Annotated in this window: 25 protein-coding genes; 7 read left to right on the forward strand and 18 right to left on the reverse strand. The window is 73.8% G+C overall.

From position 1 onward, the window contains the following. Both FRZ03_RS03730 and FRZ03_RS03735 read right to left on the reverse strand, forming a co-directional pair. On the reverse strand, positions 1-1,690 hold a 1,690-nt coding region (locus tag FRZ03_RS03730; protein WP_146463731.1), incomplete at its 3' end, for a YfhO family protein. Between the two features lie 179 nt (positions 1,691-1,869). Then, entirely contained in the window at positions 1,870-2,463 is a 594-nt protein-coding gene (locus FRZ03_RS03735; protein ID WP_146463697.1) for a CGNR zinc finger domain-containing protein, read from the reverse strand. Between the two features lie 90 nt (positions 2,464-2,553). Between FRZ03_RS03735 and FRZ03_RS03740 the strand changes: the two genes are divergently transcribed. Beyond that, a complete protein-coding gene (locus tag FRZ03_RS03740; RefSeq protein ID WP_146463698.1) occupies positions 2,554-3,786 on the forward strand; it encodes a cysteine desulfurase in 1,233 nt (410 codons plus the stop codon). Positions 3,787-4,442: 656 nt separating this feature from the next. Here the strand turns inward: FRZ03_RS03740 and FRZ03_RS03750 are convergent. Both FRZ03_RS03750 and FRZ03_RS03755 read right to left on the reverse strand, forming a co-directional pair. Further along, entirely contained in the window at positions 4,443-4,880 is a 438-nt protein-coding gene (locus FRZ03_RS03750) for a GNAT family N-acetyltransferase (protein WP_146463699.1), read from the reverse strand. A gap of 48 nt (positions 4,881-4,928) precedes the next feature. After that, positions 4,929-6,362 carry an aminotransferase-like domain-containing protein gene (locus FRZ03_RS03755; protein ID WP_186785235.1) on the reverse strand — a complete coding sequence of 478 codons (1,434 nt, stop codon included), beginning with the start codon at positions 6,360-6,362 and terminating at the stop codon, positions 4,929-4,931. Between FRZ03_RS03755 and FRZ03_RS03760 the strand changes: the two genes are divergently transcribed. Continuing rightward, the gene (locus tag FRZ03_RS03760) at positions 6,361-7,272 is read left to right on the forward strand and encodes a DMT family transporter (protein ID WP_146463700.1); all 912 of its coding nucleotides are present in this window, start codon (positions 6,361-6,363) and stop codon (positions 7,270-7,272) included. The genes FRZ03_RS03755 and FRZ03_RS03760 overlap by 2 nt on opposite strands. Positions 7,273-7,291: 19 nt before the next feature. Further along, entirely contained in the window at positions 7,292-7,489 is a 198-nt protein-coding gene (locus FRZ03_RS03765) for a DUF1918 domain-containing protein (protein WP_146463701.1), read from the forward strand. 62 nt (positions 7,490-7,551) lie between these two features. Here FRZ03_RS03765 and FRZ03_RS03770 read toward each other — a convergent pair whose 3' ends face one another. Further along, a complete protein-coding gene (locus FRZ03_RS03770) occupies positions 7,552-8,829 on the reverse strand; it encodes a glycoside hydrolase family 10-like protein (protein ID WP_464862110.1) in 1,278 nt (425 codons plus the stop codon). A 172-nt stretch (positions 8,830-9,001) separates the two neighbouring features. Here FRZ03_RS03770 and FRZ03_RS03775 point away from each other — a divergent pair, with 172 nt between their 5' ends. The 3 genes from FRZ03_RS03775 to FRZ03_RS03785 all read left to right on the forward strand — a co-directional run bounded on the left by FRZ03_RS03775 (position 9,002) and on the right by FRZ03_RS03785 (position 10,935). Next, positions 9,002-9,874: a 3-hydroxybutyryl-CoA dehydrogenase gene (locus tag FRZ03_RS03775; RefSeq protein WP_146463703.1), complete on the forward strand. Its 873-nt coding sequence runs from the start codon at positions 9,002-9,004 to the stop codon at positions 9,872-9,874. 310 nt (positions 9,875-10,184) lie between these two features. Then, a complete protein-coding gene (locus FRZ03_RS03780; protein WP_315902620.1) occupies positions 10,185-10,457 on the forward strand; it encodes a helix-turn-helix transcriptional regulator in 273 nt (90 codons plus the stop codon). A gap of 217 nt (positions 10,458-10,674) precedes the next feature. Then, a complete protein-coding gene (locus FRZ03_RS03785; RefSeq protein ID WP_070030185.1) occupies positions 10,675-10,935 on the forward strand; it encodes a hypothetical protein in 261 nt (86 codons plus the stop codon). On the opposite strand, the gene FRZ03_RS03790 is transcribed toward FRZ03_RS03785, so the two are convergent. The 10 genes from FRZ03_RS03790 to infC all read right to left on the reverse strand — a co-directional run bounded on the left by FRZ03_RS03790 (position 10,932) and on the right by infC (position 21,872). Continuing rightward, a complete protein-coding gene (locus FRZ03_RS03790; RefSeq protein WP_146463704.1) occupies positions 10,932-11,468 on the reverse strand; it encodes an NUDIX domain-containing protein in 537 nt (178 codons plus the stop codon). The genes FRZ03_RS03785 and FRZ03_RS03790 overlap by 4 nt on opposite strands. A gap of 65 nt (positions 11,469-11,533) precedes the next feature. Then, entirely contained in the window at positions 11,534-12,874 is a 1,341-nt protein-coding gene (locus FRZ03_RS03795) for a transcriptional regulator (protein WP_146463705.1), read from the reverse strand. 193 nt (positions 12,875-13,067) lie between these two features. Beyond that, positions 13,068-14,114: a PP2C family protein-serine/threonine phosphatase gene (locus FRZ03_RS03800; RefSeq protein ID WP_146463706.1), complete on the reverse strand. Its 1,047-nt coding sequence runs from the start codon at positions 14,112-14,114 to the stop codon at positions 13,068-13,070. A gap of 293 nt (positions 14,115-14,407) precedes the next feature. Continuing rightward, a complete protein-coding gene (gene pheT, locus FRZ03_RS03805; protein ID WP_146463707.1) occupies positions 14,408-16,924 on the reverse strand; it encodes a phenylalanine--tRNA ligase subunit beta in 2,517 nt (838 codons plus the stop codon). Next, positions 16,924-18,045, reverse strand: coding sequence for a phenylalanine--tRNA ligase subunit alpha (gene pheS / locus FRZ03_RS03810; RefSeq protein ID WP_146463708.1), 1,122 nt, complete (start codon positions 18,043-18,045; stop codon positions 16,924-16,926). The genes pheT and pheS overlap by 1 nt, the downstream gene beginning before the upstream one ends. Positions 18,046-18,206: 161 nt before the next feature. Further along, positions 18,207-19,337: a sensor histidine kinase gene (locus FRZ03_RS03815; protein WP_146463709.1), complete on the reverse strand. Its 1,131-nt coding sequence runs from the start codon at positions 19,335-19,337 to the stop codon at positions 18,207-18,209. Positions 19,338-19,387: 50 nt separating this feature from the next. Next, entirely contained in the window at positions 19,388-20,248 is an 861-nt protein-coding gene (locus FRZ03_RS03820) for a TrmH family RNA methyltransferase (RefSeq protein ID WP_146463710.1), read from the reverse strand. A gap of 194 nt (positions 20,249-20,442) precedes the next feature. Further along, the gene (gene rplT / locus FRZ03_RS03825; protein ID WP_030381833.1) at positions 20,443-20,826 is read right to left on the reverse strand and encodes a 50S ribosomal protein L20; all 384 of its coding nucleotides are present in this window, start codon (positions 20,824-20,826) and stop codon (positions 20,443-20,445) included. A 98-nt stretch (positions 20,827-20,924) separates the two neighbouring features. Further along, positions 20,925-21,119, reverse strand: coding sequence for a 50S ribosomal protein L35 (gene rpmI / locus FRZ03_RS03830; RefSeq protein WP_004933563.1), 195 nt, complete (start codon positions 21,117-21,119; stop codon positions 20,925-20,927). 114 nt (positions 21,120-21,233) lie between these two features. Continuing rightward, positions 21,234-21,872: a translation initiation factor IF-3 gene (infC, locus tag FRZ03_RS03835; RefSeq protein ID WP_106981816.1), complete on the reverse strand. Its 639-nt coding sequence runs from the start codon at positions 21,870-21,872 to the stop codon at positions 21,234-21,236. Between the two features lie 376 nt (positions 21,873-22,248). On the opposite strand from infC, the gene FRZ03_RS03845 reads away from it, so the two are divergent. Further along, the gene (locus FRZ03_RS03845) at positions 22,249-22,605 is read left to right on the forward strand and encodes a DUF1844 domain-containing protein (protein ID WP_146463712.1); all 357 of its coding nucleotides are present in this window, start codon (positions 22,249-22,251) and stop codon (positions 22,603-22,605) included. A gap of 1 nt (position 22,606) precedes the next feature. Here FRZ03_RS03845 and FRZ03_RS03850 read toward each other — a convergent pair whose 3' ends face one another. The 3 genes from FRZ03_RS03850 to FRZ03_RS03860 all read right to left on the reverse strand — a co-directional run. Next, the gene (locus FRZ03_RS03850) at positions 22,607-23,338 is read right to left on the reverse strand and encodes an SseB family protein (protein WP_146463713.1); all 732 of its coding nucleotides are present in this window, start codon (positions 23,336-23,338) and stop codon (positions 22,607-22,609) included. A gap of 57 nt (positions 23,339-23,395) precedes the next feature. After that, positions 23,396-24,556: a type VII secretion-associated serine protease mycosin gene (gene mycP, locus FRZ03_RS03855; protein ID WP_146463714.1), complete on the reverse strand. Its 1,161-nt coding sequence runs from the start codon at positions 24,554-24,556 to the stop codon at positions 23,396-23,398. Continuing rightward, positions 24,553-25,359: hypothetical protein (locus tag FRZ03_RS03860; RefSeq protein ID WP_398659642.1), on the reverse strand; the 807-nt coding region annotated here is incomplete at its 5' end. The genes mycP and FRZ03_RS03860, both read right to left, overlap by 4 nt.

A 25,359-nucleotide genomic window follows, 5' to 3' on the forward strand; every position in this document is an offset into this window, starting at 1 on the left:
GCGGGTCGGGCGGGCTGTGCACCCGGGCGCCGACGGAGAAGAGCACGTCGGTGACGGCGTTGTCGAGGCTCTGCACGGCCCGGCCGCGCGAGGTCCAGCCGCCGCCCAGCGCGGTGAGGGTGCGGGAGAGGACGTCGGAGGTCAGGCTGCTGTAGTAGGCGGCGCCCTGACCGCCCACCAGCATCGGGTCGTTGGCGACGGTCTGTTCGCGGCCGGGGTCGGTGCGGCTGCGGGGCCAGGCGTCGGCCTCGCCGACCGCCGCCGCCTGCCGCCGCTGCCGGTCGCCGAAGGGGGCGTAGTCGTCCAGGTGCTTGAGGCGCAGCCCGCTCGCGACGGCGGAGGTGGCGGCGCTCTCGCCGGCCTGCGCGCCGAGCAGGACGAGGACGGCGAGGACGGCGAGGACGGCGTGCCGGCCGGCACCGCGCAGCAGGAGGAGCCCGGTGAGCGTCCCGCAGGCGGCGAGCAGCAGCAGGGGCCAGGTGTGCGCGTGGATCACGTCGCTGCCGCGGGCGGCGGCGGCCCCCAGGGCGAGCAGCGCGGCGGCGGCGCCGAGCGCGGCCGGTCCGGGCGGACCGTACGACAGGGCGTGCCAGGCGGCGATGACGAGCAGCCCGGCCAGCACGAAGGTCTGCCGGTAGGAGCTGCCCTGCGGGGTGGCGAAGGCGTGCCAGGCGAGGCTGGTGGGCGCCCATTGCAGGGAGAGGGTCACCGCGAGCACCAGCGCGGTCCAGCCCGCCCGGACGCGGACCGGGACGGCCCGGTGGAAGGGCAGGGCGAGGGCGAGCAGCAGGGCGGTGGTGCCGACGTAGAGCGCCGGGGAGCCCCAGCCGTACGTCCCCGGCAGCAGCCGGGCGACCAGGTCCTCGGCCGGCGCCGGGCTGAACGGCCGTACCCGGCCCGGGTAGGCGTGCCTGGTGCCGAGGTAGACGACCGCCACCAGGGGGGCGGCGAGCCCGGTGCCGAGGACGACGGTGAGCAGGGCGCGGCCGGCGGCGGCGAGGGCCTGCCGGCGCGTCGGCCCGGCGAGCGCCAGCCGTACCAGCAGCACCAGTGCGGCCCCGAGGGTGGCCATGTAGGCGGTGTAGAAGTTGGCGCTCCACACCAGCGCGACGAGCAGCACCCCGAGGACCCGGCGCCGCCCGGCGAGGGCCCATTCGCCGACCAGGCACAGCAGCGGCAGCGCGATCAGCCCGTCGAGCCACATCGGGTTGTAGTCGGCGTCCGCCAGCGTCCAGCCGCACAGCGCGTACGACGCCCCGAGCAGCCCCGCCGCCCACCAGCGGCCGGGCCGCAGCGCGAGCAGCAGGCAGGCCATCACGGCCGCCGCGCAGGCGATCTTCAAGACGCTGATCACGTACACCGCGAGGTCGATCTCGTCCCGGGGGAAGAGCACGACGAGCGGCGCGAACGGGCTGGCGAGGTAGGTGCCGAAGTCGGGCAGGAAGCTGGAGCCGTAGCCGGACTGCCAGTTGACCAGCAGTCCGCCGTCGGCCCTGCCGTGCAGCAGGTCCCAGAGGTGGGCGTGCAGCGGTACGTACTGGTTGCCCAGGTCGTTGACGCTGCGGGTGCGCGGACCGAACGGGTAGCCGCCGGCCAGCGCGTCACCGGCGCACAGCGCCACGCATGCGACGAGGGCGGCCAGCGACGCGGCGGCCGGGCGCCCCGCGCCCCGCTCGCTCGGACGAACCATTTCTCGGCAGCTCCCCACGAATTCGCCTTGGATTTCGCCGGGTTAGACGGGGCTGCATTCCCATCGGTTGTATCCGCATCGCACATCGATGCGTTTTTCTACGACCTCGGGCCGAAAATCGTCGATTTCATGTCCGCGGGGGGAACCGAAGCTTTCCGGCACGTTATTCGGAGGTGTTTTCAAGGTGAAGTGCCTTTGCGGGCCGCATACGCCCGCGCGGCCCGGACCCGGTTTCCGCACTGGGTGGTGCACCAGCGGCGGGCGCCGTGGGAGCGCAGGAACCAGCGGTCGCAGCCGGGCGCGGCGCACTCGGTGAGCTGGGCCGCGTCGCCCCCGGTGAGCAGTTCGGCGGCGTCCTCGGCGAGCAGGAACAGCGCGGCGGCGGCCGGGTTCCCGGCGTCGGGGACGTCGTCCCGGCGCGGGCCGTCGGCGCCCCAGGCGAGGCGGGGCGTCGACGGGGCGGCGGCGAGGGCCTCGTTGAGGGTGCCGAGGGCGCCGGCCGGCGGCGGGCCGCCGTTGCCGTGCGCCTCGAACAGGGCCCGCAGCGCCTCCCGGAGCCCGCGCAGCCGGCCGGCCTGCCGCCCGTTCAGCGGCACCCGGTCGGGCAGCGCCTCGTGCCGGACCAGCCACAGGTGCGCGGCCTCGGCGCCGTCGAGCAGGTCGACCTGGCCGTGGCTGACCCGGAAGCGGCTGTTGACCAGCGCCAGGCTGACGTACCGGTCCTCGCCGGGGACGGGCAGCCGGTGCAGGTAGACGGGGGTCTCTTGATCCACGGCCTCATGGTAATCCTTGCGGTTCTCCGTGAGAGGGGATTAGCGTGCCTCACGGAGAAACAATCACGAAGCCGTGAGAGGTGAGACGCCGTGGCCTTCGACGTGGACGCGCTGCGCAAGGACTTCCCGATCCTGGGGCGGACGCTGGCGAGCGGCGCACCGCTCGTCTACCTGGACTCCGGGGCCACCACCCAGAAACCGCTGGCGGTCCTGGACGCCGAGCGGGACTTCTACCTGACCCGCAACGCGGCGGTGCACCGCGGCGCGCACCAGCTCGCGGGCGAGGCCACGGAGGCCTACGAGGACGCCCGGCACACCGTCGCCCGGTTCATCGGCGCGGCCGACGACGAGGTGGTGTTCACCAAGAACACCACCGAGGGCATCAACCTCGTCGCCTACGCCCTCGGCAACGCCGGCCGGATCGGCCCCGGCGACCGCATCGTGGTGACCGAGATGGAGCACCACGCCAACCTGGTGCCCTGGCAGCAGCTCGCCGAGCGGACCGGCGCCACGCTCGACTGGTTCGGCCTGACCGACGACGGCCGCCTGGACCTGACCCGGATCGACGAACTCCTGGACGAGCGCACCCGGGTGCTCGCCGTCACCCACCAGTCCAACGTCCTCGGCACGCTCAACCCCGTGCGCGAACTCGCCGACCGGGCCCACGCGTTCGGCACCCTGGTGGTCGTGGACGGCGCCCAGTCCGTGCCGCACCGGCCCGTGGACGTGCGCCGGCTGGGCGCGGACTTCCTCGCGTTCTCCGGGCACAAGATGCTCGGCCCGAACGGCATCGGCGTGCTCTGGGGCCGCGCGGACCTGCTCGGCGAGCTGCCACCGTTCCTCACCGGCGGCTCGATGATCGAGATCGTGGAGATGGACCGCACCACCTTCCTGCCGCCGCCGCAGCGCTTCGAGGCCGGCGTCCCGATGACCGCGCAGGCGGTGGGGCTCGCGGCGGCGGTCGACTACCTGGAGCGGCTGGGCATGGCCGAGGTGGCGGCGTACGAGGAGACGCTCACCGCCCGCGCCCTGGAGCTGCTCGCCGAGGTCCCGGGCGTCCGTGTCGTCGGGCCCGCCGACGCCGCGGACCGGGGTTCGGCGGTCTCCTTCACCGTGGACGGCGTCCACCCGCACGACGTCGGCCAGGTCCTGGACGACCGGGGCGTCGCCGTCCGCGTCGGCCATCACTGCGCCCGTCCGATCGTGCGGCGCTACGGCATCCCGGCGACCACCCGCGCGAGCTTCTACGTCTACAACACCCCCGCCGAGGTGGACGCGCTGGTGGAGGGCGTGCGGGCGGCGCAGCGGTTCTTCGCCCGGTGACCGCCTCGGCCGCGGGCGCGACGGGCCGAGGCCGACGGGCCGGGCCCGCGAAGCGGAGGCTCCGGCGGGGCGGGGGGGACCGGTGCGGAGGGTGGTGGACAGCGGGCGAACGTCGAGGTTCCGGAAGGTCGCGAGCGGTGCCGTCAGCGCGTGGACCGGCGCCGCGCGGGCCACGGAGGGCTCGGCGACCGCGCCCCCCGGGCGCCGTCGCCGGCGGGGCGGGTGTCGAGCCGGTCGCCCAGCCCGGGAGATGAAGTCCGGGAGGCACTCGCCGCCGTGCGGGGCGGCGCGCGGATCGGCGGGCCAGGCGTCCACCGCGGCCGGTTCGCGGGCCATCGCCTCGCCCGGGGTCAGCCCGCGCCGGCGGTCCGTGTCGCCGTCGCGCGGCGCCGGCCGGGCCGGCGGTGCGTATCCGCGCGCGTCCCCGGTGGCGCGACCGCGCGGGGCAGGCGAGCAGTAGCGCGGTCCGGCCGCAGCCGGCGGCACCAGCCCTCCGTCCGCGCGACACCTCCTCCCCGCCGGCCCGGTCCGGCGGCCGGTCGCCCCCGAACCGCTCCCCGAACTGCTCCCCGAGCCTCGGGGGCATGCGGTGGTGGTGCCTGCGGGCGCGGGGGCCAAGAGGCGGGAGCCGGGGGCCACCGGGCGTGCCCGGCCGCTCACCGCGGGGTGTGGATCATCCACATCTCGGGGCGGTCCAGCGGGCGGAAGCCCAGCTTCTCGTAGACCCCGTGCGCGTCCTCGGTGGCGAGCAGGATGCGGCGCAGGCCGTAGGGCCGCAGGTGGTCGCGGATGCCCGCGACGAACGCGGTGCCCACGCCCTTGCCGCGCACCGAGCGGTCGACGTAGACGTCGGCGAGCCAGGCGAACAGCGCCCGGTCGGTCACCACCCGGGCGTACGCCACCTGCGCGCCCGAATCCGTCTCGTACACCCCGAAGTTGAGCGAGGACGCCATGGCCTGCTCGTGGGTCTCGCGGGGGCGGTCCATCGCCCAGTAGGCGTCGGTCGACAGCCAGCGGTGGACCAGGCCGACGTCGACGCGGGCGGTGTCGGCGGAGAACTCGTAACCATCGGGGAGTCGGGGTGTGTCGCTCATCGCGCGATGATCGCAGGCGCGGGCCGCCCGGGGCCACCGTATAAGCCCCTACCGCACCTCGTCCCAGGCCGCCCGCAGCCGCCGCACCCCGTCCGCGATCTCCCCGGTGCCGGCCACCGCCGCGAAGCTCAGCCGCACGTACGGGCCGGGCGGCTCGGCGCTGAAGTAGGGACGGCCGGGGGTGAGGGCGACGCCCGCGCGCAGGGCGGCGGCGGTCAGGACGGTGTCGTCGGTGCCCTCGGGCAGGCGCGGCCAGAGGTGGTAGCCGCCGGACGGGACGTGCGGCAGGGCGAGTTCGGGCAGGTGCAGGGCGAGCGCGCGGGTCATCGCCTCGCGGCGCAGCCGCAACTCCTCGGCCAGCGTGCGCAGATGACGGGCCCAGGCCGGGGAGCCGACCAGTTCCAGCGCGGCCTCCTGGAGCGGGCGGGGGACGAAGAAGGTGTCCACCACCTGGATGGCGCGCAGCCGCTCCAGCACCGGTCCGTGCGCGGCGAGCGCGCTCACCCGGAAGCTGGGCGAGGTCGCCTTGGTCAGCGAGCCGACGTGCACCACCACGCCGTCGGGGTCGTCGGCGGCCAGCGGGCGCGGCAGCGGGCCCGCGTCCGCGTGCACGAGGCGCCGTACGAAGTCGTCCTCGACGACGAAGGCGCCGGCCGCGCGGGCGATGCGCAGCACCTCGGGGCGCCGGTCGGGGGCCAGGACCGCGCCGGTCGGGTTCTGGAACAGGGGCTGGCAGACGAACACCCGGGCGCCGGTGGCCCGGAAGGCGTCCGCGAGCAGGTCGGGGCGGACCCCGTCGCGGTCCACCGGCACCGGGACCGGCCGCAGCCCGCCCGCGCGGGCGAGGGCCAGCATGCCCGGGTAGGTGGGCGACTCGACCAGCACCGGGGCGCCGGGCGGGGCGAGCGCGCGCAGGGCGGTGGCCAGCGCGGCCTGGCCGCCCGCCGCGATCAGCACCTCGGCCGCGCCGACCGCGCCGCCGATCTCGCGCGCGAACCACTCCCGCAGCTCCGGCAGCCCCTCCAGCGGGGGCCGGGCCCAGGCGCCGGGGCGCCGGCCCGCCCGGGCGAGCGCCGCGGCCATGGCCCGCTCGGGCTGGAGCGAGGGATGGAGGTAGCCGCCGTTGAACTCCAGCACCCCGGGCGGCGGCGCGGCCAGCGAGACCGTGACCCCGGAGGCGTCCACGGTGCGCGGGACGAGATCGGCGGTGCCGTCGGCGCTCAGCGCGACCTCCTGCCAGGAGGTGTCCCCGGCCGGCTCCCGCTCGGCGTGCGGCCGGGCCCGGAAGGCACCGGCGCCCGGCCGGGTGACGACCAGGCCCTCGGCGGCCAGCTGGGCGAGGGCCCGCGAGACGGTCACCGGGCTCACCCGGAACCGCTCGACCAGCGCCCTGCTCGACGGCAGCTTTTCACCATCCGAGTAGCGGTCCAGCTCCCTTCGCAGCCGTTCCGCCAATTCACCCACGCTGCTACGCTCTTGCATGAAGACACAGAGTAGCGCTATCGAGGCCGGCCCGATAGCAGTCACCACTCCCCCGGAGCACCGGGCGCTCGGCACCGCGCTCGCCGCCCTCGGCGTCGCCTCCTTCTCCCTCACCTTCCCGGCCACCGCCTGGGGCCTGGAGGGCTTCGGCCCCTGGTCGCTGGTGACCGTGCGCAGCGTGCTGGCCGCGCTGGTGGCGGGTGGCGCCCTGCTGGCCCTGCGGGTACGGCTGCCCGAGCGTCGCCGGCTCGGCGGGCTCGCCGTCGTCGCGCTCGGCGTGGTGCTCGGCTTCCCGACGCTGACCACGCTCGCCCTGCGCACCTCCACCACCGCGCACGCGGCCGTCGTGGTGGGGCTGCTGCCGCTGACCACGGCCGTCTGCTCGGCGCTGCGCACCGGACACCGCCCCTCCCGCCGGTTCTGGTGCGCGGCGGTGGCGGGCGCGGCGGCCGTCCTTGCGTTCACCGTGGTGCAGAGCGGGGGCGCGCTGACCGCCGCCGACGGCTATCTGTTCGCCGCCCTGCTGGTGTGCGCCGCCGGATACACCGAGGGCGGGCTGCTGGCCCGGGTCATGCCGGGCTGGCAGGTGATCGGCTGGGCGCTGGTGCTCTGCCTGCCGCTCACGCTGCCGGCCGCCGCGCTGGCCCTCCGTTACGAGCCGGTCGCCTTCACCGCGCACGGCGTCGCCGGTGTGCTGTGGGTGGCGCTGGGCTCCCAGTTCCTCGGTCTGGTGGTCTGGTACCGGGGCATGGCGGCCATCGGAGTGCCCCGGGCGAGCCAGTTGCAGTTGGCTCAGCCCCTGCTCACACTGGTGTGGTCGGCGCTGCTGCTGGGCGAGCACTTCACGGCGGCCGCTCCCCTGACCGCCGTCGCCGTGCTCGTGTGCATCGCCGTCACCCAGCGGTCGTGATCGTGAGGAGGGCCGGGAGATGCGTGCGTCCAAAGGCGACCACCTTGTCCAGCACGGCAGGGTGGTCGGCCAACACGACCAGGAGTCCGAAGTCGTCGAGGTGATGGGGCAGGAGGGCAACCCGCCCTACCGGGTCCGCTTCGCGGACGGGCACGAGGCGATCATGTCCCCCGGACCCGACTGCCAGGTCAAGCACAAGGAAGAACGGCAGCGCTAGGGTCTTTCGTCCGGACCGGGCCCGCTCCCTGATCCGGCCTGATCCGAACGGGAGGCCCTGGCTCAGCGGGGCGGGCTCGCCGGTCGCGCGTAGTGGTCGGCGACCACGCGGCGCATCGCCCCGATGGGGTCGGCGGCCATGTCCTGGGCGGCGAAGAACAGGTGCCCGCCGACCTGCGGACGCCGGGCGGCGAGCGTGAGGTGCCGGGACAGCTCCGCCGGGTCCTGCCAGGCCGCCGGCCGCCCGTCGGCCCCCGCGGCCCCGGCCCGGTACAGGGCCTCGCCGATGTAGAGCCGGGTCCCGGTGCCCTCGGCGACCCGGGCCCACCAGTCGAGCAGCGTCGTGTAGTCCGCTCCGGTGGCGCCGATCTCCCAGTAGAGCTGGGGGGCGACGTAGTCGATCCAGTGCTCGCGGACCCAACGGCGGGTGTCCGCGTACAGGTCGTCGTACGTCTGCGCGCCCGCGTCCGTGGCGGAGCCGCGCGGGTCGGTCGTGGCGTTGCGCCACACCCCGAAGGGACTGACCCCGAAGCGGGTGCCGGGCCGGACCCGCCTGATCCCGGCCGCCATCTCCCGGACCAGCCGGTCGATGTTGTCCCGCCGCCAGTCGGCCCGGCTCGGGAAGGCTTTGCCGTAGCGGTCGTAGGCGTCGTCGTCCCCGAAGGTCTGCCCGTCCTCGGGATAGGGGTAGAAGTAGTCGTCGAAGTGGACCGCGTCGACCGGGTAGCGGGCGACCGCGTCCAGCATCGCCCGCTGGACGAACGCGCGGACGGCCGGCAGGCCGGGGTTGTAGTAGAGCTTCCCGCCGTACGGCACCGCCCAGTCGGGGTGCGTCCGGGCCGGGTGGGAGGCGGCGAGCAGTCCCGGGTCGGTGTGGTTGGCGATGCGGTACGGGTTGAACCAGGCGTGCAGCTGGAGCCCCCGGGCGTGGGCCTCGCGCACGGCGGTGCCCAGCGGGTCCCAGCCGGGGTCGCGGCCCTGGGTGCCGGTGAGAAACTGGGACCAGGGCTCGTACGGCGACGGCCACAGGGCGTCGGCGGTGGGCCGCACCTGGAGAATCACCGTGTTCAGCCGGTTGCGCACCGCCCGGTCGAGGTGGGCGGTCAGCTCGGCGCGCTGGGCGGCGGCGGAGAGGCCGGGCCGCGAGGGCCAGTCGCGGTTCTCGACCGTCGCCATCCACACGCCCCGCATCTCGGTGGCCGCGCGGGCGCCGGGCGCGCCGGTGGCGCCCCGGTCGGTCGGCCGGGCCCGTGGGGCCCCGGTGGTCGTCGCCGCGCACCCGCCCGTCGCCAGCGCCGACACCGTCGCCAGGGTGAAGGCCCGGCGTGACATGGGTCCCATCCGCACATTCCCTTACGTTCGGGATCCGCGTGATCACGGATCGTCTCCGTGGCGAAGAATGCCCGCACCCACGCGATCGATCATCGATACTTCGCGGTAACGTGCACGATCGGAGCAGGCGCCGAAACCCGGAGGTCTGCGAGCGAGCCGGAGAACCAGCGAAGGGGACGATGTGACCTTCCCATCGGGAGATATCGAGCGCGTCGGAGTCGTGGGCTGCGGCCAGATGGGCGCCGGCATCGCCGAGGTGTGCGCCCGGGCCGGCCTGAACGTCAAGGTCGCCGAGACCACCGGCGAGGCCCTGGAGATCGGCCGTACCCGGCTGTACAACTCCCTCGCCAAGGCGGCCGAGCGCGGCAAGATCTCCGAGGAGGAGCGGGACGCCACCCAGGCCCGGCTCGACTTCACCACGGACCTCGGCGAGTTCGCCGACCGTGACCTGGTGATCGAGGCGGTCGTGGAGAGCGAGCCGGTGAAGACGGAGATCTTCCAGGTGCTCGACCAGGTGGTGACCCGCCCGGACGCGATCCTGGCCTCCAACACCTCCTCCATCCCGCTGGTGAAGCTCGCGGTCGCCACCTCGCGCCCGGACCACGTGGTGGGCATCCACTTCTTCAACCCGGCCCCGGTGCAGAAGCTGGTCGAGCTGATCCCCGCGCTCACCACCTCCGAGGGCACCCTCAGCCGCGCCCAGATGTTCGCCGAGAAGGTGCTCGGCAAGCACGCCATCCGTGCCCAGGACCGCTCCGGGTTCGTGGTGAACGCGCTGCTGGTGCCCTATCTGCTCTCCGCGATCCGGATGTTCGAGTCGGGCATCGCGAGCCGCGAGGACATCGACAACGGCATGGAGATGGGCTGCGCCCACCCGATGGGCCCGCTGAAGCTGTCCGACCTGATCGGCCTGGACACCATCGTCTCCATCGCCAACTCGATGTACACCGAGTACAAGGAGCCGCTGTACGCCGCTCCCCCGCTGCTCCAGCGCATGGTCGAGGCGGGCCGCCTGGGCCGCAAGACCGGCTCGGGCTTCTACACCTACGGCTGACCGCTCGGCTGCGGGCCCCGGACCGCGAGTCGGCCCGGGGCCCGCGGCATTTCCCGCACCCACGGACGTGGACGGTCCACGGAAGCCGTGCTTCCCGTTTACCGGTGCCCCTCCGCCACTCCTGTTCGCCCCGTCGCGGTGCCGGCTTTCGCGATGCCGGCTTTGGAAGTCCAGCGGTTCTCGATGCGGAAACAGCGGACCGCTGAACGCTCTCGCCGTACACCCTCCGGCCAGCCGGCTTGTGCGGGTCTGTGTCTTTGCGGTGCGGCGGAATTGTCCGGCTCGAGCCGCCGACCACAGCCTGCCCGCCATGGCCGCGTCCGCCGCCGTCAGCACCCGGCATCCGACCCGGCTGTTCCGGACCGAACCGGGCACCACCCCGGCCCGCCGGGTCGAGCGCGTGCGTCTCGACCGGGCCCAGCAGCTCCTCCTCGACGGCCACGGCATCACCGCCGCCGCCCGGCACAGCGGCCTCGGCAGCGACGAGACCCTGCGCCGGGCCTTCGCCCGCCACCTGGGCATCACGCCCACCGAGTACCGCAGGCGCTGCACCGGCACGCGGGAGCCGGCGCCGTCGTCGTGACGGGCTCCTCCGCCCGCGCCTGATCACGCACAGCGACGGCCGGCGTGCCCGGCACCGGACGGGGTGCCGGGCACGTTCGTTTCACACACCGTGTGTGCGCCGGGCTCGCAGATGCCCGGCGCACACGCTCCCCTCGTACCCACCAGGCGAGTTGACTCTTCATGCACATGCAAGGGGGTACGGAACATCCCCTTCGACTACGGAAAGGAGTGGACCCGTGACCACCGATCCGGAGCATCCCGTGGTCCATGGAGAACTCGCAGAGTTACGGCGCCGACTCGACGTGGCCTACGCCAGAGTCGAGGGCGGGCTCGCGCTGCTCGGTCACCGCACCGAGGAGACCGCCAAGGAGCTGGACGAGCTGAACTCCCGGATGGTCTCGCTGGAACACGCGCGCTGGCCGCTGCCCTCGCTCGCCGCGCTGACCGCGCTCGGCGCGCTCGTGGTGACCGTCTGGCAGGCGCTGCGCGCCCATTAGCCCTCAGCCAGCCTGAAGTGGTGCAACAGCAGTAGGGCGGCCGCCATGTTGGCGGCCGGGACCTCCCCGCGGGCGATCAGGTCGGGGACGAGCTTGAGCGGGACCCACTCCCGGCGGTCCGACTCGAAGTCGTCCACGGGATGCCCGGTGTACTCGCCCTCGTCGGACCAGTAGATGTGGTGCCGGGCGTCGGTGAGGCCGTTGGACGGCTCCACCGTCATCAGGTGGTGCAGGGGCCCCGGCCGCCAGCCGGTCTCCTCCTCCAGTTCCCGGGCGGCCGCGGCCCTGATGTCCTCGCCGTCCTCGACGACGCCCGCGGCGAGCTCCCAGCCCCAGCTGTCGGTGATGAAGCGGTGCCGCCACAGCAGCAGCACCTCGTTGGCCTCGTTGACGACCGTGGCGACGGCCACCGGGCGCAGCCGGATGAGGAAGTGGTCGAGATGCCGGCCGTCCGGCAGCTCGACGTCTGCGAGATTGACGCTGAACCAGCGGTTCTCATACACCGTTTGTTCGTTCTGTTTCGTCCACTGCACGGTTCTGCCACCTTTCGCCGATTAGGTGGCAATATCGCAGCAGTGGCGGTGCGCCCACAGGGGCCCTACAGCGGCACGCGCAGCGCCCCGTCGATGAGTTCGGCCGCCTCCGTGGTGCCCGGCGAGCCGCAACGTGCCAGGTGTTCGCGCACCGCGCGCAGCCGGTCGCGCAGCCGCTGGGACTCCATCCCCCGCGCCTGTTCGGCCATTTGTACGGCGGTGACCACGGCCTGCTCCGCGTTGCCCTGGCGCAGTTCGATGGTGCTGAGCATGGCGAGCCGGTGCACTCTGCCCCGGTCGTGGGCGGGGTTGTCCACGGCGGCCGCCGCGTGCTCGCGGGCGGCGGCGAGTTCCCCGAGGCTCAGCAGCGCCTCCGCCACCTGGACGTTGACCAGGCCGGGCTGGACGTAGCCGGTCTCGTCGGGTTCGTGTCCGCGCCGGATGCGTTCGGCGGCCGCCTCCGCGCGCCGGATGCAGCCGAGGGCGCTGCCCGCGTCGCCCAGGTGCGCGTACGCCTTGGCCTGCATCGCGTACAGGTCGGAGGCGAGCGCGGGGGTGATGTGCCGTCCGGCGGTGCGCAGCGCGGCCTCCGCGAAGGCCACCGCCTGCCGGTACTCCCGCATGAACAGCGACTGGTTGACCAGCAGCGCTATCACATAGGCGCCGAGTCCCCGGTCCCCGCTGGCCTTGGCCAGCCGCAGCGCCTGGTGGAAGTAGCGCTGGGCGAGTCCGTGCGCGTCGGAGTCGTAGGCGCAGATGCCGGCGATGGCGACCAGCCCGCCGGTGGCGCGGTGCAGTTGGCGCCCGGTGGCGTCCGTGTAGCCGCCGCGCAGCAGCGGTGCCGCCTCGGCGTTGAGGAAGCCGACGATGCGGGTGCGGGTCGCAACGCCCCCGGCCTTGCGGTACATCTGCTCGTAGTGCGTGCGGGCCGCGCGCAGCGTCTCGATGTCGGCGGCCGTGACCCGGTGCCGGCCGCCCCGGGAGACGTCGGTGTCCTCGGGCGGGTTCTCCCATTCCCACACCGGCATCACGGCGGGGGTGCCGGTGACGGCGGGGGCGCCGAGCACATGGGGGCGCTGCTGTTCGTCGGAGCGCCACAGGGCGGTGGCCCGTTCCACGAAGCCGGACAGCGAGCCGGTGGCCGCGGCGCCGGGCCGGCCGGGCACGCCGAGGCCGATGTCGTCCAGGGTCACGGGGCGGTGCAGCCGGGCGGCGAGCACCTCGCAGATCAGGTCGGGCACTTGGCCGCGTGGCCGTTGGCCCTTCAACCAGCGGGCCACGGCGGTGTGTTCGTAGCGGAGCGCGAGGCCCCGGGCGCGGCCGGCCTGGTTGACATGGGCGGCGAGGCCGGCGTGCGAGATGCCCGCCTCGTCCAGGATGGCGTCGAGCAGAGCGTTGGGCTGCATGGGATGACCCCCGAGTGCCTGGTGCCGCCAGCCTAGCCGCACCGCGTTCACACGGGGTGTGAACCGAGTGCCCGTGCCCGGGCGGTGCGCGCGCTGTCGCGGCGCGCGCCCGGATCGGTTCACTGGGGGTTCCTCGCATGAGGCCCGCCAGGCCACCGGCTCCCCCTCGAACAGCGGTGGTCTGGCGGGGACGTCAGCGGTGTGTGGTGGTGACCGGCCGTACGGTCCCGCACACCATGGCGGTCGGTCCCCGCTCGTTGCGCAGCACCAGGAGTGCCACGTCGTCGGTGGGCGTGCCCCCGGTGTGCCGCAGCAGGGCGGTGTAGAGGGTGCGCAACACCCGCTGCGGTGAGGCCGGTTGGTCGAGCACGGCGGCGCGCAGCACGTCCGGCAGGGGAAAGAACCGGCCCCGGGCGTCCCGGGCATCCTCCGCGCCGTCGGTGTACAGGACCAGGGACTCGGCGGGCCCCAGCTCGCCGCAGGGGCGCGGCGCCAGGTCCGCGGGGAGCGGGAACGGGCCCAGCGGGGGCAGCGGTTCGGCGTGGGTCAGGGACTCGACGGCGGTGCCGCTGAGCCGGTAGGGCCAGGGATGGCCGCAGTTGAGGGCGGTCAGCGCGCCGTCCGCGCCGATCTCCAGGAGCAGCACGGTGACGAACTCCTCGGCCACCGGGTGCTCGGGGTCCTGCGCGCCGCTCGCGGGGTGCTCGGCGCGGGCCCGTTCCCGCAGGTGCCGGGCGAGCGCGCGCTCCAGTCTGCGCAGCACGCCGTCCAGCTCGGGCTCGTCGTGGGCGGCCTCGCGGAAGCTGCCGAGGAGGGCGGCGACGGTGCCGAGCGCGGCCAGCCCGTGCCCGCGCACATCGCCCATGACCACCCGCACCCCGTGCTCGGTGGCGACGGCCTCGTACAGATCGCCGCCGACGCTCGCGCCCCGGTCCGCGGAGAGCTGCGCGGCGGCCACGTTCAGCCCGTCGAGGCGCGGGGGCGGGGGCCGCAGCACGACGCTCTGGGCGACCCGGGCCGCCCGCCGGGCGAGCCGCAGCTCCCGCAGCAGGGCGCGGCGGACATGGAATATCAGGCCGGTGCCCACGGTGAAGAACACGGCGCTGGTGACGATGCGGGCGCCGAGCCCCTCCTGCTGGGCGAGCGGGCAGCCGAACTTGTAGCCGACCGCCAGCGCTCCCCAGAGCGTGGGAAGTACGGCTCCTCGCGCGGTGGGCGCCCGCGCCTTGATGCGGATCATGCCTCTGGTCCCCCATGGAGAGTCCCTGACAGAGCAGGCGGACCGACCCCGAAAGGCCGGTCCGATTCTGTCGACGGCTCGGCCCGGACGGACCGGCTCACCTCCGATGACCACTCGAACGAGTGAGAACGCGCAGGTGAGGATGCATTTATGCAAGACATGACGGAGCGTCAGGAAAAGATCGTCCGGGACCGCCGTACCGCTCGCGCCGGTACGGCGAGGGGCGCCCCTGGCATGACACGAGCGGCCGGCCACGGAGGTCCGTGGCCGGCCGCTCGTGGGGACCGGGTGGGTCAGCCGCGCAGTACGGCCCCGGTGCGCTCGCCCGCCAGGGCGACCGCCGCGTCCCGGGCCGCCGACGCCTCGTCCACCGTCAGCGTCCGGTCGGGGGCGCGGAAGCGCAGCGCGTAGGCGAGCGACTTGCGCCCCTCGCCCAGCTGCTCGGCGTTCTCGTAGACGTCGAACAGGCGGATGGACTCCAGGAGTTCACCCGCGCCGGCGCGCAGCGCGGCCTCGACCTCGGCCGCCGGCACCGGCTTGTCGACCACCAGGGCGACGTCCTGCGTGGCCACCGGGAAGGTCGAGATGCCCGGCGCCATCGGGATGCCGTCGCCGGCCTCCTCCAGGGCGTCCAGGTTCAGCTCCATCGCGCAGGTGCGCTCGGGCAGGCCCAGGGCCTTCAGGACGCGCGGGTGCAGCTCGCCCGCGTGGCCCACGACCCGCTCGGCGCCGTCGGCCACCACGACCAGCTCGGCGCAGCGGCCCGGGTGCCAGGGACCGTACCGGCCCTTGCGGACGGCGAGTTCGGCACCGGCCTCACGGGCGATGGTGCGCGCGGCCTCGATCGCGTCGGCCCAGTCGGCCGGGCGGCCCTTGCCCCACCAGCCGGCCTGCTCGCGGGCGCCGGCGAGGACGACCGCGGCGTGCCGGGGCTGCTCGGGCAGCGCGGCGTCCAGCGCCGCGATCTCCTCGTCGGTGGGACGCCGGTCCACCGGCAGGTGCACGGCGGCGCGGCGCTCCTCGCGCGGGTGGAAGACCAGCCCGGTCTCGAACAGGGCCAGGTCGTGCGAGCCGCGGCCGTCGTTGCGCCGCAGCGCGCCGAGCAGGCCCGGCAGCAGCGTCGTACGGAGCGCGGGCTCCTCGTCGCTGAGCGGGTTGACCAGCTTGACGACCCGGCGGGCCGGGTCCTCGGCGGCCAGGCCGAGCTGGTCGAAGACCTGCTCGCCGACGAACGGGTAGTTCAGCGCCTCGACGTAGCCGGCGCCGGCCAGCGCCCGGCCGATGCGGCGGTGCAGCCGCTGGCGGCCGGTCAGGCCGCGGCCCGCGGGGGGCTTGGGCAGCGTGGAGGGCAGGTTCTCGTAGCCCTCCAGCCGGATGACCTCCTCCGCGAGGTCGTTCGGGTCGGTCAGGTCGGGCCGCCAGGACGGCACGGTGACGATCAGCTCGTCCTGCCCGTAGACGTCGCAGCCGACCTCCTGGAGGCGGCGCACGACGGTCTCGCGGCCGTAGCCGACGCCCGCGACCTTGTCCGGGTGGTCGGCCGGGACGGTGATGGTGCGCGGCGCGGAGGGCGCGATGACCTCGGTGACGCCGGCCTCGGCGGTGCCGCCCGCGAGCAGCACCAGCAGGTCCACGGTGCGCTGCGCGGCGGCGGCCGCGGCCTGCGGGTCGACGCCCCGCTCGAAGCGGCGGGAGGCCTCGGACAGCAGCTTGTGGCGGCGGGCCGTGCGGGCGATGGAGACGGCGTTGAAGTGGGCCGCCTCGATCACCACGTCGGTGGTCGCGTTCTCCACGTCCTCGGTGTGGTCGGCGATCTCCGTGTTGGCGCCGCCCATCACGCCGGCGAGGCCGATGGGGCCGCGCTCGTCGGTGATCACCAGGTCCTCGGCGTGCAGCTTGCGCTCGACGCCGTCGAGGGTGACGAGCTTCTCGCCCTCCTGCGCGCGGCGCACGCCGATGGTGCCCTGGACCAGCCTGCGGTCGTAGGCGTGCAGCGGCTGGCCCAGCTCCATCATCACGTAGTTGGTGACGTCGACGGCGAGCGAGATCGGGCGCATGCCGACCTTCTGGAGCCGGCGCTGGAGCCAGATCGGGGAGCGGGCCTCGGGACGCAGCCCGGTGACGGTGCGCGCGGTGAAGCGGTCGCAGCCGAACGGGTCGGCGACCTGGACCGGGTAGCCGTACGCGTTGGGCGCGGGGACGTCGATCAGGGCGGGGTCGCGCAGCGGCAGGCCGTAGGCGATGGCGGTCTCGCGGGCGACGCCGCGGATGGACAGGCAGTCGCCGCGGTTGGCGGTGACGGCGATGTCCAGGACCTCGTCGACCAGCTCCAGCAGCTCGATGGCGTCCTTGCCGACCTCGGTCTCCGGCGGCAGCACGATGATGCCGTGGGTGCCGTCGTCGCCCATGCCCAGCTCGTCGGTGGAGCAGATCATGCCGTGCGAGACCTTGCCGTAGGTCTTGCGGGCGGAGATGGAGAAGCCGCCGGGCAGGGTGGCGCCGGGCAGCACCACGACGACCTTGTCGCCGACCGCGAAGTTGCGGGCGCCGCAGACGATCTCCTGGGGCTCGCCGGTGCCGTTGGCCTGGCCGACGTCGACGGTGCAGAAGCGGATCGGCTTCTTGAAGCCCTCCAGCTCCTCGATGGTCAGCACCTGGCCGACGACCAGGGGGCCCTTGAGGTCGGCGCCGAGCTGCTCGACCGTCTCGACCTCCAGGCCGGCCGAAATGAGCTTGGCCTGGACGTCGCGGCCGGTCTCGGTGGCCGGCAGGTCGACGTACTCCCGCAGCCAAGAAAGCGGGACCCGCATCAGATCTCCATCCCGAAGGGCCGGGTGAACCGGACGTCACCCTCGACCATGTCTCGCATGTCATCGACGTTGTGGCGGAACATCAGCATCCGCTCGATGCCGAACCCGAAGGCGAAGCCGCTGTACTTCTCCGGGTCGACGCCGCAGGCGGTGAGCACCCGCGGGTTGACCATGCCGCAGCCGCCCAGCTCGATCCAGCCCTCGCTGGAGCAGGTGCGGCACGGCCGGTCGGGGTTGCCGACGGACTCGCCCTTGCAGACGTAGCAGAGCATGTCCATCTCGGCGCTCGGCTCGGTGAAGGGGAAGAAGTTCGGCCGCAGCCGGGTCTTCATGCCCTCGCCGAACAGCGACTGCACCATGTGGTCCAGGGTGCCCTTGAGGTCGGCCATGGTCAGGCCCTCGTCCACGGCGAGCAGCTCGACCTGGTGGAAGACGGGCGTGTGGGTGGCGTCCAGCTCGTCGGTGCGGTAGACGCGGCCGGGGCAGATCACATAGACCGGCAGCTCACGGTCGAGCAGCGAGCGGATCTGCACGGGCGAGGTGTGGGTGCGCAGCACCACCCCGGACTCGGCGCCGCCGTCGGGACCCTCGACGAAGAAGGTGTCGGCCTCGCCGCGGGCCGGGTGGTCGGGGCCGATGTTCAGGGCGTCGAAGTTGAACCACTCGGCCTCGACCTGGGGGCCCTCGGCGACCTCGTAGCCCATGGCCACGAAGATGTCCTCGATGCGCTCCGACAGCGTGGTCAGCGGGTGGCGGGCACCGGCCGGGACGCGGTCGTACGGCAGCGTGACGTCCACGTCCTCCTCGACCAGCACCCGGGCGTCGCGCTCGGCCTCCAGCTCGGCCTGGCGGGCGGCGAGGGCCTTGTTCACCGCGCCGCGGGCCATGCCGACGCGCTTGCCGGCCTCGGCCTTGGCGTGCGGGGGCAGGGCGCCGATCTCGCGGTTGGCGAGGGACAGCGGGGACGCCGGGCCGGTGTGGGCGACCTTGGCCTCGTGGAGCGCATCGAGGGAGTCCGCGGCGGCGAAGGCGGCGAGCGCCTCGTCCCGCATGCGCTCGATCTCTTCCGGTTTCAACGCCTCGACCTCGACAGGGTCGTACGACTTATTGGGTGCCGACATCTCTTCCCGTGCTTCCGATTGTCCTTGTCCCCCAGCTGTCGCTGGGCGGTGCCCCCTGCGGATGGTCCCCGTCACCGACTCGCGAGGGCCGCGTGAAGGACACAAAGGTGCCAAAGGCCGAGTCTAACGGGGTGGAGCCGACCGAAGAGCCCGTGGGCCCGCTACGCGAGATACGCGGGGACGCTCACGGGCAACGTAAATCGGAACTCGGCGCCGCCGCCGCGGGCGCGGCCGACCGTGATGGTGCCGCCGTGGGCCTCGACGATGCCCTTGACGATGTACAGCCCGAGCCCGGTGCCGCCGCGCTTGCTGCCCCGCCAGAAGCGGGTGAAGACGCGGTTCATGGACTCCTCCGGGATGCCGGGCCCCTCGTCGCTCACCGTGACCGACGTGCCGGTGTCCTCACCCTCGCGGGGGGACACCGTGGGCGTGACGTCGATGGTGACGGTTCCCGCGCCGTGCCGCACGGCATTTTCGAGCAGGTTGCTGAGCACCTGGTCGATCTTGTCGGGGTCGGCCCACAGGCCGGGCAGCGGCTGCTCGATGCGCAGCAGGAAGCGTTCGGCGGGCTGGCCGGCGGCGACGTACGCCTGGATGTGCCGGGAGACGGCGGCCCCTATGTCGACGGGCTGGCGGCGCACCTCCAGCCGCCCCGAGTCGATCCGGGAGATGTCCAGCAGTTCGGCGATGAGCCGGGTGACCCGGTCGGCGTCCGCGTCGACGGTCTCCAGCATCAGCCGCTTCTGGTCGTCGGTGAACCGCTCCCACTTGGCGAGGAGGGTGGCGGTGAAGCCCTTGACGGAGGTCAGCGGGGAGCGCAGCTCGTGGGCGACGGTGGCGATCAGCTCGGCGTGGCTGCGTTCGGTGCGGCGGCGGGCCTCGGTGTCCCGCAGGCAGACGACCAGGCGCTGGACGGGACCGAGGGGTTCGGCGCGGACGTAGCGGGCGGTGACGAGCACCTCCCGGCCGCCGGGCAGCAGCAGATTGCGCTCGGGTTGCCGGGTCCTGATGGAGAGGCCGCCGTAGGGGTCGGTGAGCTGCCACCAGCGGCGCCCCTCCAGGTCCTCTAACGGCAGCGCCTTCTCCAGCGGCTGTCCGAGGGCCTCGGCGGCGGGTACGGCGGTGATGCGCTCCGCGGCCGCGTTGAACCCGACGACGCGTCCCCGCGCGTCGGCGACCACCAGCCCGTCGGGGAGCTGGTCGGGGTCGAGCCCGCCCGCACCGCACACGGACGCGGGCGCGCCCCGCGCGTCCCGTCCCTCCGGCCCGGTGTTCGTGCCGGCCACACTCATCCCCGTACCCCACCTCTCCTACGGCGCAGGGCCCCGAGCTGGCCACCCTACTAGCTCCGGGTGACGCCGCGGCACCCTCCGCGGGCGCGCTGGGCGCGGGCCGAGGCGTAGAGGCAGACGGCGGCGGCCGTGGCGAGGTTCAGGCTCTCGGCCTTGCCGTGGATGGGGACGCGGACCACGGCGTCGGCGAGGGCGCGGGTCTCCTCCGGCAGGCCCCAGGCCTCGTTGCCGAACACCCACGCGGTGGGGCCGCCCATGGCGCCCTTGTCCAGTTCCTCGTCCAGGTCGCGGTCGCCCGCGCCGTCCGCGGCGAGGATGCGCACCCCGGCGTCCCTGAGCCGCTCGATGGCCTGCTCCACGGGCACACCGACGGCGACCGGCAGATGGAACAACGAGCCCACGGAGGCGCGCACGGCCTTGGGGTTGTACAGGTCCACGGAGGCGTCGGTGAGGACGACGGCCTCGGCGCCCGCGGCGTCGGCGCAGCGCAGCACGGTGCCGGCGTTGCCGGGGTCGCGGACGTGGGCGAGCACGGCCACCAGCTTGGGGCGGGCGGCGAGGATCTCCTCGAAGGGGGTGTCCAGGAACCGGCAGACGCCGACGAGCCCCTGCGGGGTGACGGTGGTGGAGATGTCGGCGATGACGTCCTCGGACGCCAGGTGCACCCGTGCCCCCGCGTCGCGGGCCTCGCCCACGATGCCGGCGTAGCGCTCCGCGGCCTCGACGGTGGCGAACAGCTCGACCAGGGTGGCCTGCCCGCCCTCCCGGTGCGCGGCCGCCTCCCGTACGGCCTGCGGCCCCTCCGCGAGGAACAGCCGGTCCCTGCCCCGGAAATTCCGCTTGGCCAACCGCCGCGCCGCGGCGACACGGGCGGAGCGGGGAGAGATCAGCTCGGGGCTGACGGGGGGCATGCTCTTCTTCTCTTTCAGGAGAGTTCTTCGCTTTGTCGTACCGGCCGGGCGCGGCGCCCCGTCAGAGGCGCGGGGAACTGCGCGAGCAACCAGGACGGCCCGCGGCCGAACGATCCGCAGCGGGCCCCAACGACAGGACCCGCAAGCCATACAGCCTGCGGGTCCGGCGTTTTCGGCTGAAGCTCAGCGCGGCGTCACGCGGCCTTCGGCGCGTTCACGTCCGACGGCAGCGCCTTCTGGGCGACCTCGACGAGCGCGGCGAACGCGTTCGCGTCGTTGACGGCCAGCTCGGCCAGGATCTTGCGGTCGACCTCGACGTTCGCGGCCTTCAGACCCTGGATGAAGCGGTTGTAGGTCATGCCGTTGGCGCGGGCAGCGGCGTTGATGCGCTGGATCCACAGCTGACGGAAGTCGCCCTTGCGCTTCTTGCGGTCGTTGTAGTTGTAGACCAGCGAGTGGGTGACCTGCTCCTTGGCCTTGCGGTACAGGCGCGAACGCTGACCGCGGTAGCCGGAGGCCTGCTCCAGGATCGCCCGGCGCTTCTTGTGGGCGTTGACTGCCCGCTTGACGCGTGCCACTTGTTAACTCCTTGTAGCGGGGTCGTGGGTGTCCTCACACGACCCGGAAACGATTGGGTCCCGGTCCAGACGCGCGGCGCTCGAAGGGCGCCGGGGCGTCACTTGCCGAGAAGCTTCTTGATCTTCGCGGCGTCGCCCGGGGCCATCTCGGCGTTGCCGGTGAGGCGACGCGTCACGCGGGACGACTTGTGCTCAAGCAGGTGGCGCTTGCCGGCGCGCTCGCGGAGCACCTTGCCGGAGCCGGTGACCTTGAAGCGCTTGCTGGCACCGCTGTGCGACTTGTTCTTCGGCATAGCGCCGTTCTCTCCTCGTCGGTGGCGCTCCGGTGCCCGGTCACGAAAACCGGGCACGGTGGAGCGTCGCTCTTGTTTCGGTTACATCCTCGGGAGCCGTGGGGCTCCCCGGGATCACGCCTCGGCAGGCTCCTCGGACGGCGCCTCAGCCTCGGCAGGGTTCTGCGACTTGCCCGGGTTCGCCTTCGCGTCGGCCTTGCGGGCCTCCTGCGCCTGGCGGGCCTCGGCCATCGCCTCGGTCTTCTTCTTGTGCGGACCGAGGACCATGATCATGTTGCGGCCGTCCTGCTTCGGGTTCGACTCCACGAAGCCGAGGTCCTGGACGTCCTCCGCGAGGCGCTGCAGCAGTCGGTAGCCCAGCTCGGGCCGGGACTGCTCGCGACCACGGAACATGATCGTGATCTTGACCTTGTCGCCCTGCTTGAGGAACCGGACGACGTGACCCTTCTTGGTGTCATAGTCGTGCGGGTCGATCTTCGGCCGGAGCTTCATCTCCTTGATGACCGTGTGCGCCTGGTTCTTGCGCGCCTCACGGGCCTTCATGGCCGACTCGTACTTGAACTTCCCGTAGTCCATGAGCTTGCACACGGGCGGACGGGCGTTCGCCGCGACCTCGACCAGGTCCAGGTCGTACTCCTGCGCAAGCTCCAGTGCCTTCGCGAGCGGCACGATGCCGACCTGCTCGCCACTGGGACCGACAAGTCGCACCTCGGGAACGCGAATCCGGTCGTTGATGCGGGGCTCGGCGCTGATGGATCCTCCTCGGTAGCACCACGCGACGGCCTGGCGGACTGCCGCGTAACGTCTGTTTTCGTCAGACCAACCGCGCCGAAGCAGAAAAAATGCCCCGGACGATCACAGGCGGGGCTCCTTGCTACCGGAGCACCGACGCGGGGACCGCGGGGCGCACATTCGGGCGACTCCATCGTCCGTACGGAACGATGGCGGCCGCCTGACCGGATGACCCGCCGTCCCGGAGGGCGGTCGGGTGGGAGTTCGGAGCCTCCACTTGTGGGCCGAACACACTGATGGCGTCCGACCGGTCGTGAACCAGGTTAGCAGGATCGCTTGACAAGCACGAATCCGGATCCCGTAAAGGGAAAGCCGTAATCCGCCTTAGGGTGTGGGCATGAGTGAGACCCCTCCTGAGAACCCCGACTTCGACGCGATGACGCGGGACATCGCCGAGGTCCCCGCCGTCGAGGTGATCGTGACGGTCGCCGTCAACCTGATGAGCGCCGCCGCCGTGAAGCTCGGGCTCAGCGAGGAGGGCGACACGTACAAGGACCTGGACGAGGCCCGCAAGCTGATCACCGCGCTGGCCGGTCTGCTGGACGGCGGCGCGACCGAGATCAGCTCCTTCCACGCGGCCCCGCTGCGCGACGGCCTGAAGTCGCTCCAGCTGGCCTTCCGCGAGGCGTCGATCGTCCCGGACGAGCCGGGCCAGGGGCCGGGCGAGAAGTACACCGGCCCGGTCTACCGCTGACCTATTCCTTCACGTACAGGGGCTCGCCCGGAGCCGTCGTCCCGGCCGGCAGCAGTGCCAGGTCGAGGCCGCGCACCAGGCGGGCCCTCAGTGTGTCGTCGGCGGCGAGCCGGCCGGCCAGGGAGCGGGCGGTCTCGGCGGGCGGCGCGGACGCGTCGAGGACGAGGGCGAGCACGCCGTCGGCCCGGCCGGGACCGAGGTGGGCGCGCAGCACCCCGGGCTCCGCCGCCACCGCCGTGCGCACGGCCTCCACGACGGCCGGGTCGGTGAGCGGGTCGGTGCTGGTGCGGCCCTCGGCGAGGGCGAGCAGCGCGGGCCCGGTCAGCTCGAACGGCACCGGTCCGGCCAGGTCGAGCACGACCGTGTCCGCCTTCTCGTGCGCGGCGGCCTGGAGCGCCTGGTGCAGGGGTACGGCGACCGGGCGGGCCGCCGAGTCCCAGCGAGCGAGGGACTCCGTGGAGGTGAAGGCGGGCAGCGCGGTCCGGTTCCCGGCCTTCAGGGTGGGCACGGCCATGTCGCTGGTCTTCTCGCGACGCAGCCCGTTCTCGTCCTCCTCGACCTCGCCCAGCACGGCCACGACCGGCACCAGCAGCCGGGCGCCCTTCAGTGCCTCCAGGACCGGGCCGACGGCGGCGCGGTCCTCGGCCCACGCGGCGAGCGCGGCACCGAGCCGGGGGTCGGCGGAGCCGTCGTCGTCGGAGTAGCCGGGGTCGGGGATGTTCTTGTTCGCCACGGTCACCGACCCTATCGGGGCGGACGTCGCGCCGGAGCCGCGGGCCGGGGCCCGCCCTCAGAAGGGCCGTCTGCGGCCCCGCCACAGGATCACGCCCACGACCAGCAGCACCCCGCCCACGCTGCCGGCGAGGGGCGCCGCCCAGTCGGCGGTGGAGCCGGTGGCCTCGGGGGCGGCGGGACCCGGCCCGAAGTACTTCTCCCCGTACGCCGCCGGGCGCAGCTCCTCGGGTTCGAGCCGGTCGGCCGCGCGCAGGGCCGCCACCGGGTCGATCATGCCGAAGCCGCGGGAGTCGTCGCGGCCGCCGGCCGGCGGGTCCTCGGCGGTGTCCTCCAGGAGCGTCTTGATCTGGGCCGGGCTCAGGCCCCGGTGGGCGGACTTGATCAGGGCGGCCACCCCGGAGACGTAGGCGGAGGCGGCCGAGGTGCCCCAGCCCGCGTAGTACTTGTGGTCGGGGTCGGCGATGACGACGTCCACGCCGGGCGCGCTGACCGCGGCGTACCAGCGGCGGGTGGAGAAGGCGGCGCGGGTGCCGTAGCGGTCGACGGCGGTGGCGGCGATCACGCCGGGGTAGGCGGCCGGGTAGGAGACGTGGTCGCCCTTGTCGCCGCCGTTGCCCGCGGAGGCGACGACGACCACGCCCTTCTTCAGGGCGTACTGCACGGCCTCGTCCTCGCGGGGTTCGGGGTGGGCGGAGGCGGAGTCGTCGCCGAGGGAGAGGTTGATGACGTCGGCGCCGTGGTCGGCGGCCCAGCGGATGCCGTCGGCGAGGGCGCCGCCGCGGGTGGTGCGGGCCTTGGCGCGGGCGGGGTCGCTGTCCTCCAGGATCACCCGCACGGGCAGGATCCTCGCCTCGGGGGCGACTCCCATGACGCCGTCGGCGCGGCCGGGTCCGTGGCCGTGTCCGGCGATGATGCCGGCCATGGCGGTGCCGTGCCGGCCCCAGGTGCGGTCGCCGGGCCGGGCGCCGAAGCCGATCATGTCCTGGGCGGGCAGCACGTTGCCGACGAGGTCGGGGTGGTCGGCCTGGACGCCGGTGTCCAGGACGGCGACGGTGACGCCCCGCCCCTTGGTGGTCCGCCAGGCCTGGTCGAGGTGGAGGGCGGTCAGGCCCCACTGCTGGGCGCGGATGCCGTCGGCGTGGGCGGCGGCGGACGGCAGCAGGGCGAGGGCGCCGGCGAGCAGGGCGCTCACCGCGGCCCCGGAGGCACGCTTCATGAGGGTCTCTTCGTGGCGGAGGTGCCGACGGTCCCCCGCAGCAGCCGTTCGATCCGCCCGGCGAGGCCCTTCGCCTCGTAGCCGAGGCCGGACTGGGCCTGCGGGGTGGTGGCGCCGGACCGTACGGCGTCGGCGGCGGGCTGCGGGGCGTCCACGGTGCGGCCGTCGGCCCAGCCGGAGACGGCGTACACGACGACGGGGGCGTCGGTGCGCACCGAGACGGTCCAGGACGCGCGCTGGGCGTCGCCGAACCCGGCGGCCGGGGTGCCCTTCGGGCCGTACGCGCGGGGCACCAGATCGGCGCGCCCGGTGAGGTGCTCGGTGCGGAACCGGGTGGCGAGCGCGGACATCGCGGCGGGGTCGGCCGTGGTGAACAGCAGTCCCACGGTGGTGACGTAGCTCTGGGTGGCGTCGGTGTAGGTGGCCCGCAGCAGGCGTCCGCAGCCCACGGGGGCGAGGACCTCGTGCAGCAGCGGGTCGAAGGCGTCGGCGCAGCCGCCGTCCGGGGCGACGGCGATCCGCGTCCAGGTGCGGTCGGCTCCGCCGGGCCCGGCGCCGGGCCCCCGCACGACGGGCGGGAACAGCCGGTCGACGGGCACGCTGTGCCAGACGGACGCGGCGGCGGCGAACCCGTGCGGCCCGTCCCCACTGCCCCCGGTGAGCCAACTCCCGGTCGCCGCACCGCCGATGAGGCCGAGACCGAGCACGAGGCAGATCCCGGCCACCGCGGTCCGCGCCCGGGCCCGCTCCCGGAACACCTCGGGCTCGCCGAACGACACGACGGGCCGGGCGCCCGGGCCGGT

This window comes from Streptomyces misionensis (genome assembly GCF_007896895.1).
GTDB classification, from domain to species: Bacteria; Actinomycetota; Actinomycetes; order Streptomycetales; family Streptomycetaceae; genus Streptomyces; species Streptomyces misionensis_A.

Bases quoted from the DNA above. Each gene is read 5' to 3' on its own strand.
- FRZ03_RS03750 (WP_146463699.1), bottom strand. From the start codon at position 4,880: ATGAGCGACACACCCCGACTCCCCGATGGTTACGAGTTCTCCGCCGAC.
- FRZ03_RS03760 (WP_146463700.1), top strand. From the start codon at position 6,361: ATGAAGACACAGAGTAGCGCTATCGAGGCCGGCCCGATAGCAGTCACC.
- FRZ03_RS03755 (WP_186785235.1), bottom strand. From the start codon at position 6,362: ATGCAAGAGCGTAGCAGCGTGGGTGAATTGGCGGAACGGCTGCGAAGG.
- FRZ03_RS03765 (WP_146463701.1), top strand. From the start codon at position 7,292: ATGCGTGCGTCCAAAGGCGACCACCTTGTCCAGCACGGCAGGGTGGTC.
- FRZ03_RS03770 (WP_464862110.1), bottom strand. From the start codon at position 8,829: ATGGGACCCATGTCACGCCGGGCCTTCACCCTGGCGACGGTGTCGGCG.
- FRZ03_RS03780 (WP_315902620.1), top strand. From the start codon at position 10,185: ATGGCCGCGTCCGCCGCCGTCAGCACCCGGCATCCGACCCGGCTGTTC.
- FRZ03_RS03795 (WP_146463705.1), bottom strand. From the start codon at position 12,874: ATGCAGCCCAACGCTCTGCTCGACGCCATCCTGGACGAGGCGGGCATC.
- FRZ03_RS03800 (WP_146463706.1), bottom strand. From the start codon at position 14,114: ATGATCCGCATCAAGGCGCGGGCGCCCACCGCGCGAGGAGCCGTACTT.
- pheT (WP_146463707.1), bottom strand. From the start codon at position 16,924: ATGCGGGTCCCGCTTTCTTGGCTGCGGGAGTACGTCGACCTGCCGGCC.
- pheS (WP_146463708.1), bottom strand. From the start codon at position 18,045: ATGTCGGCACCCAATAAGTCGTACGACCCTGTCGAGGTCGAGGCGTTG.
- FRZ03_RS03815 (WP_146463709.1), bottom strand. From the start codon at position 19,337: ATGAGTGTGGCCGGCACGAACACCGGGCCGGAGGGACGGGACGCGCGG.
- FRZ03_RS03820 (WP_146463710.1), bottom strand. From the start codon at position 20,248: ATGCCCCCCGTCAGCCCCGAGCTGATCTCTCCCCGCTCCGCCCGTGTC.
- rpmI (WP_004933563.1), bottom strand. From the start codon at position 21,119: ATGCCGAAGAACAAGTCGCACAGCGGTGCCAGCAAGCGCTTCAAGGTC.
- FRZ03_RS03845 (WP_146463712.1), top strand. From the start codon at position 22,249: ATGAGTGAGACCCCTCCTGAGAACCCCGACTTCGACGCGATGACGCGG.
- mycP (WP_146463714.1), bottom strand. From the start codon at position 24,556: ATGAAGCGTGCCTCCGGGGCCGCGGTGAGCGCCCTGCTCGCCGGCGCC.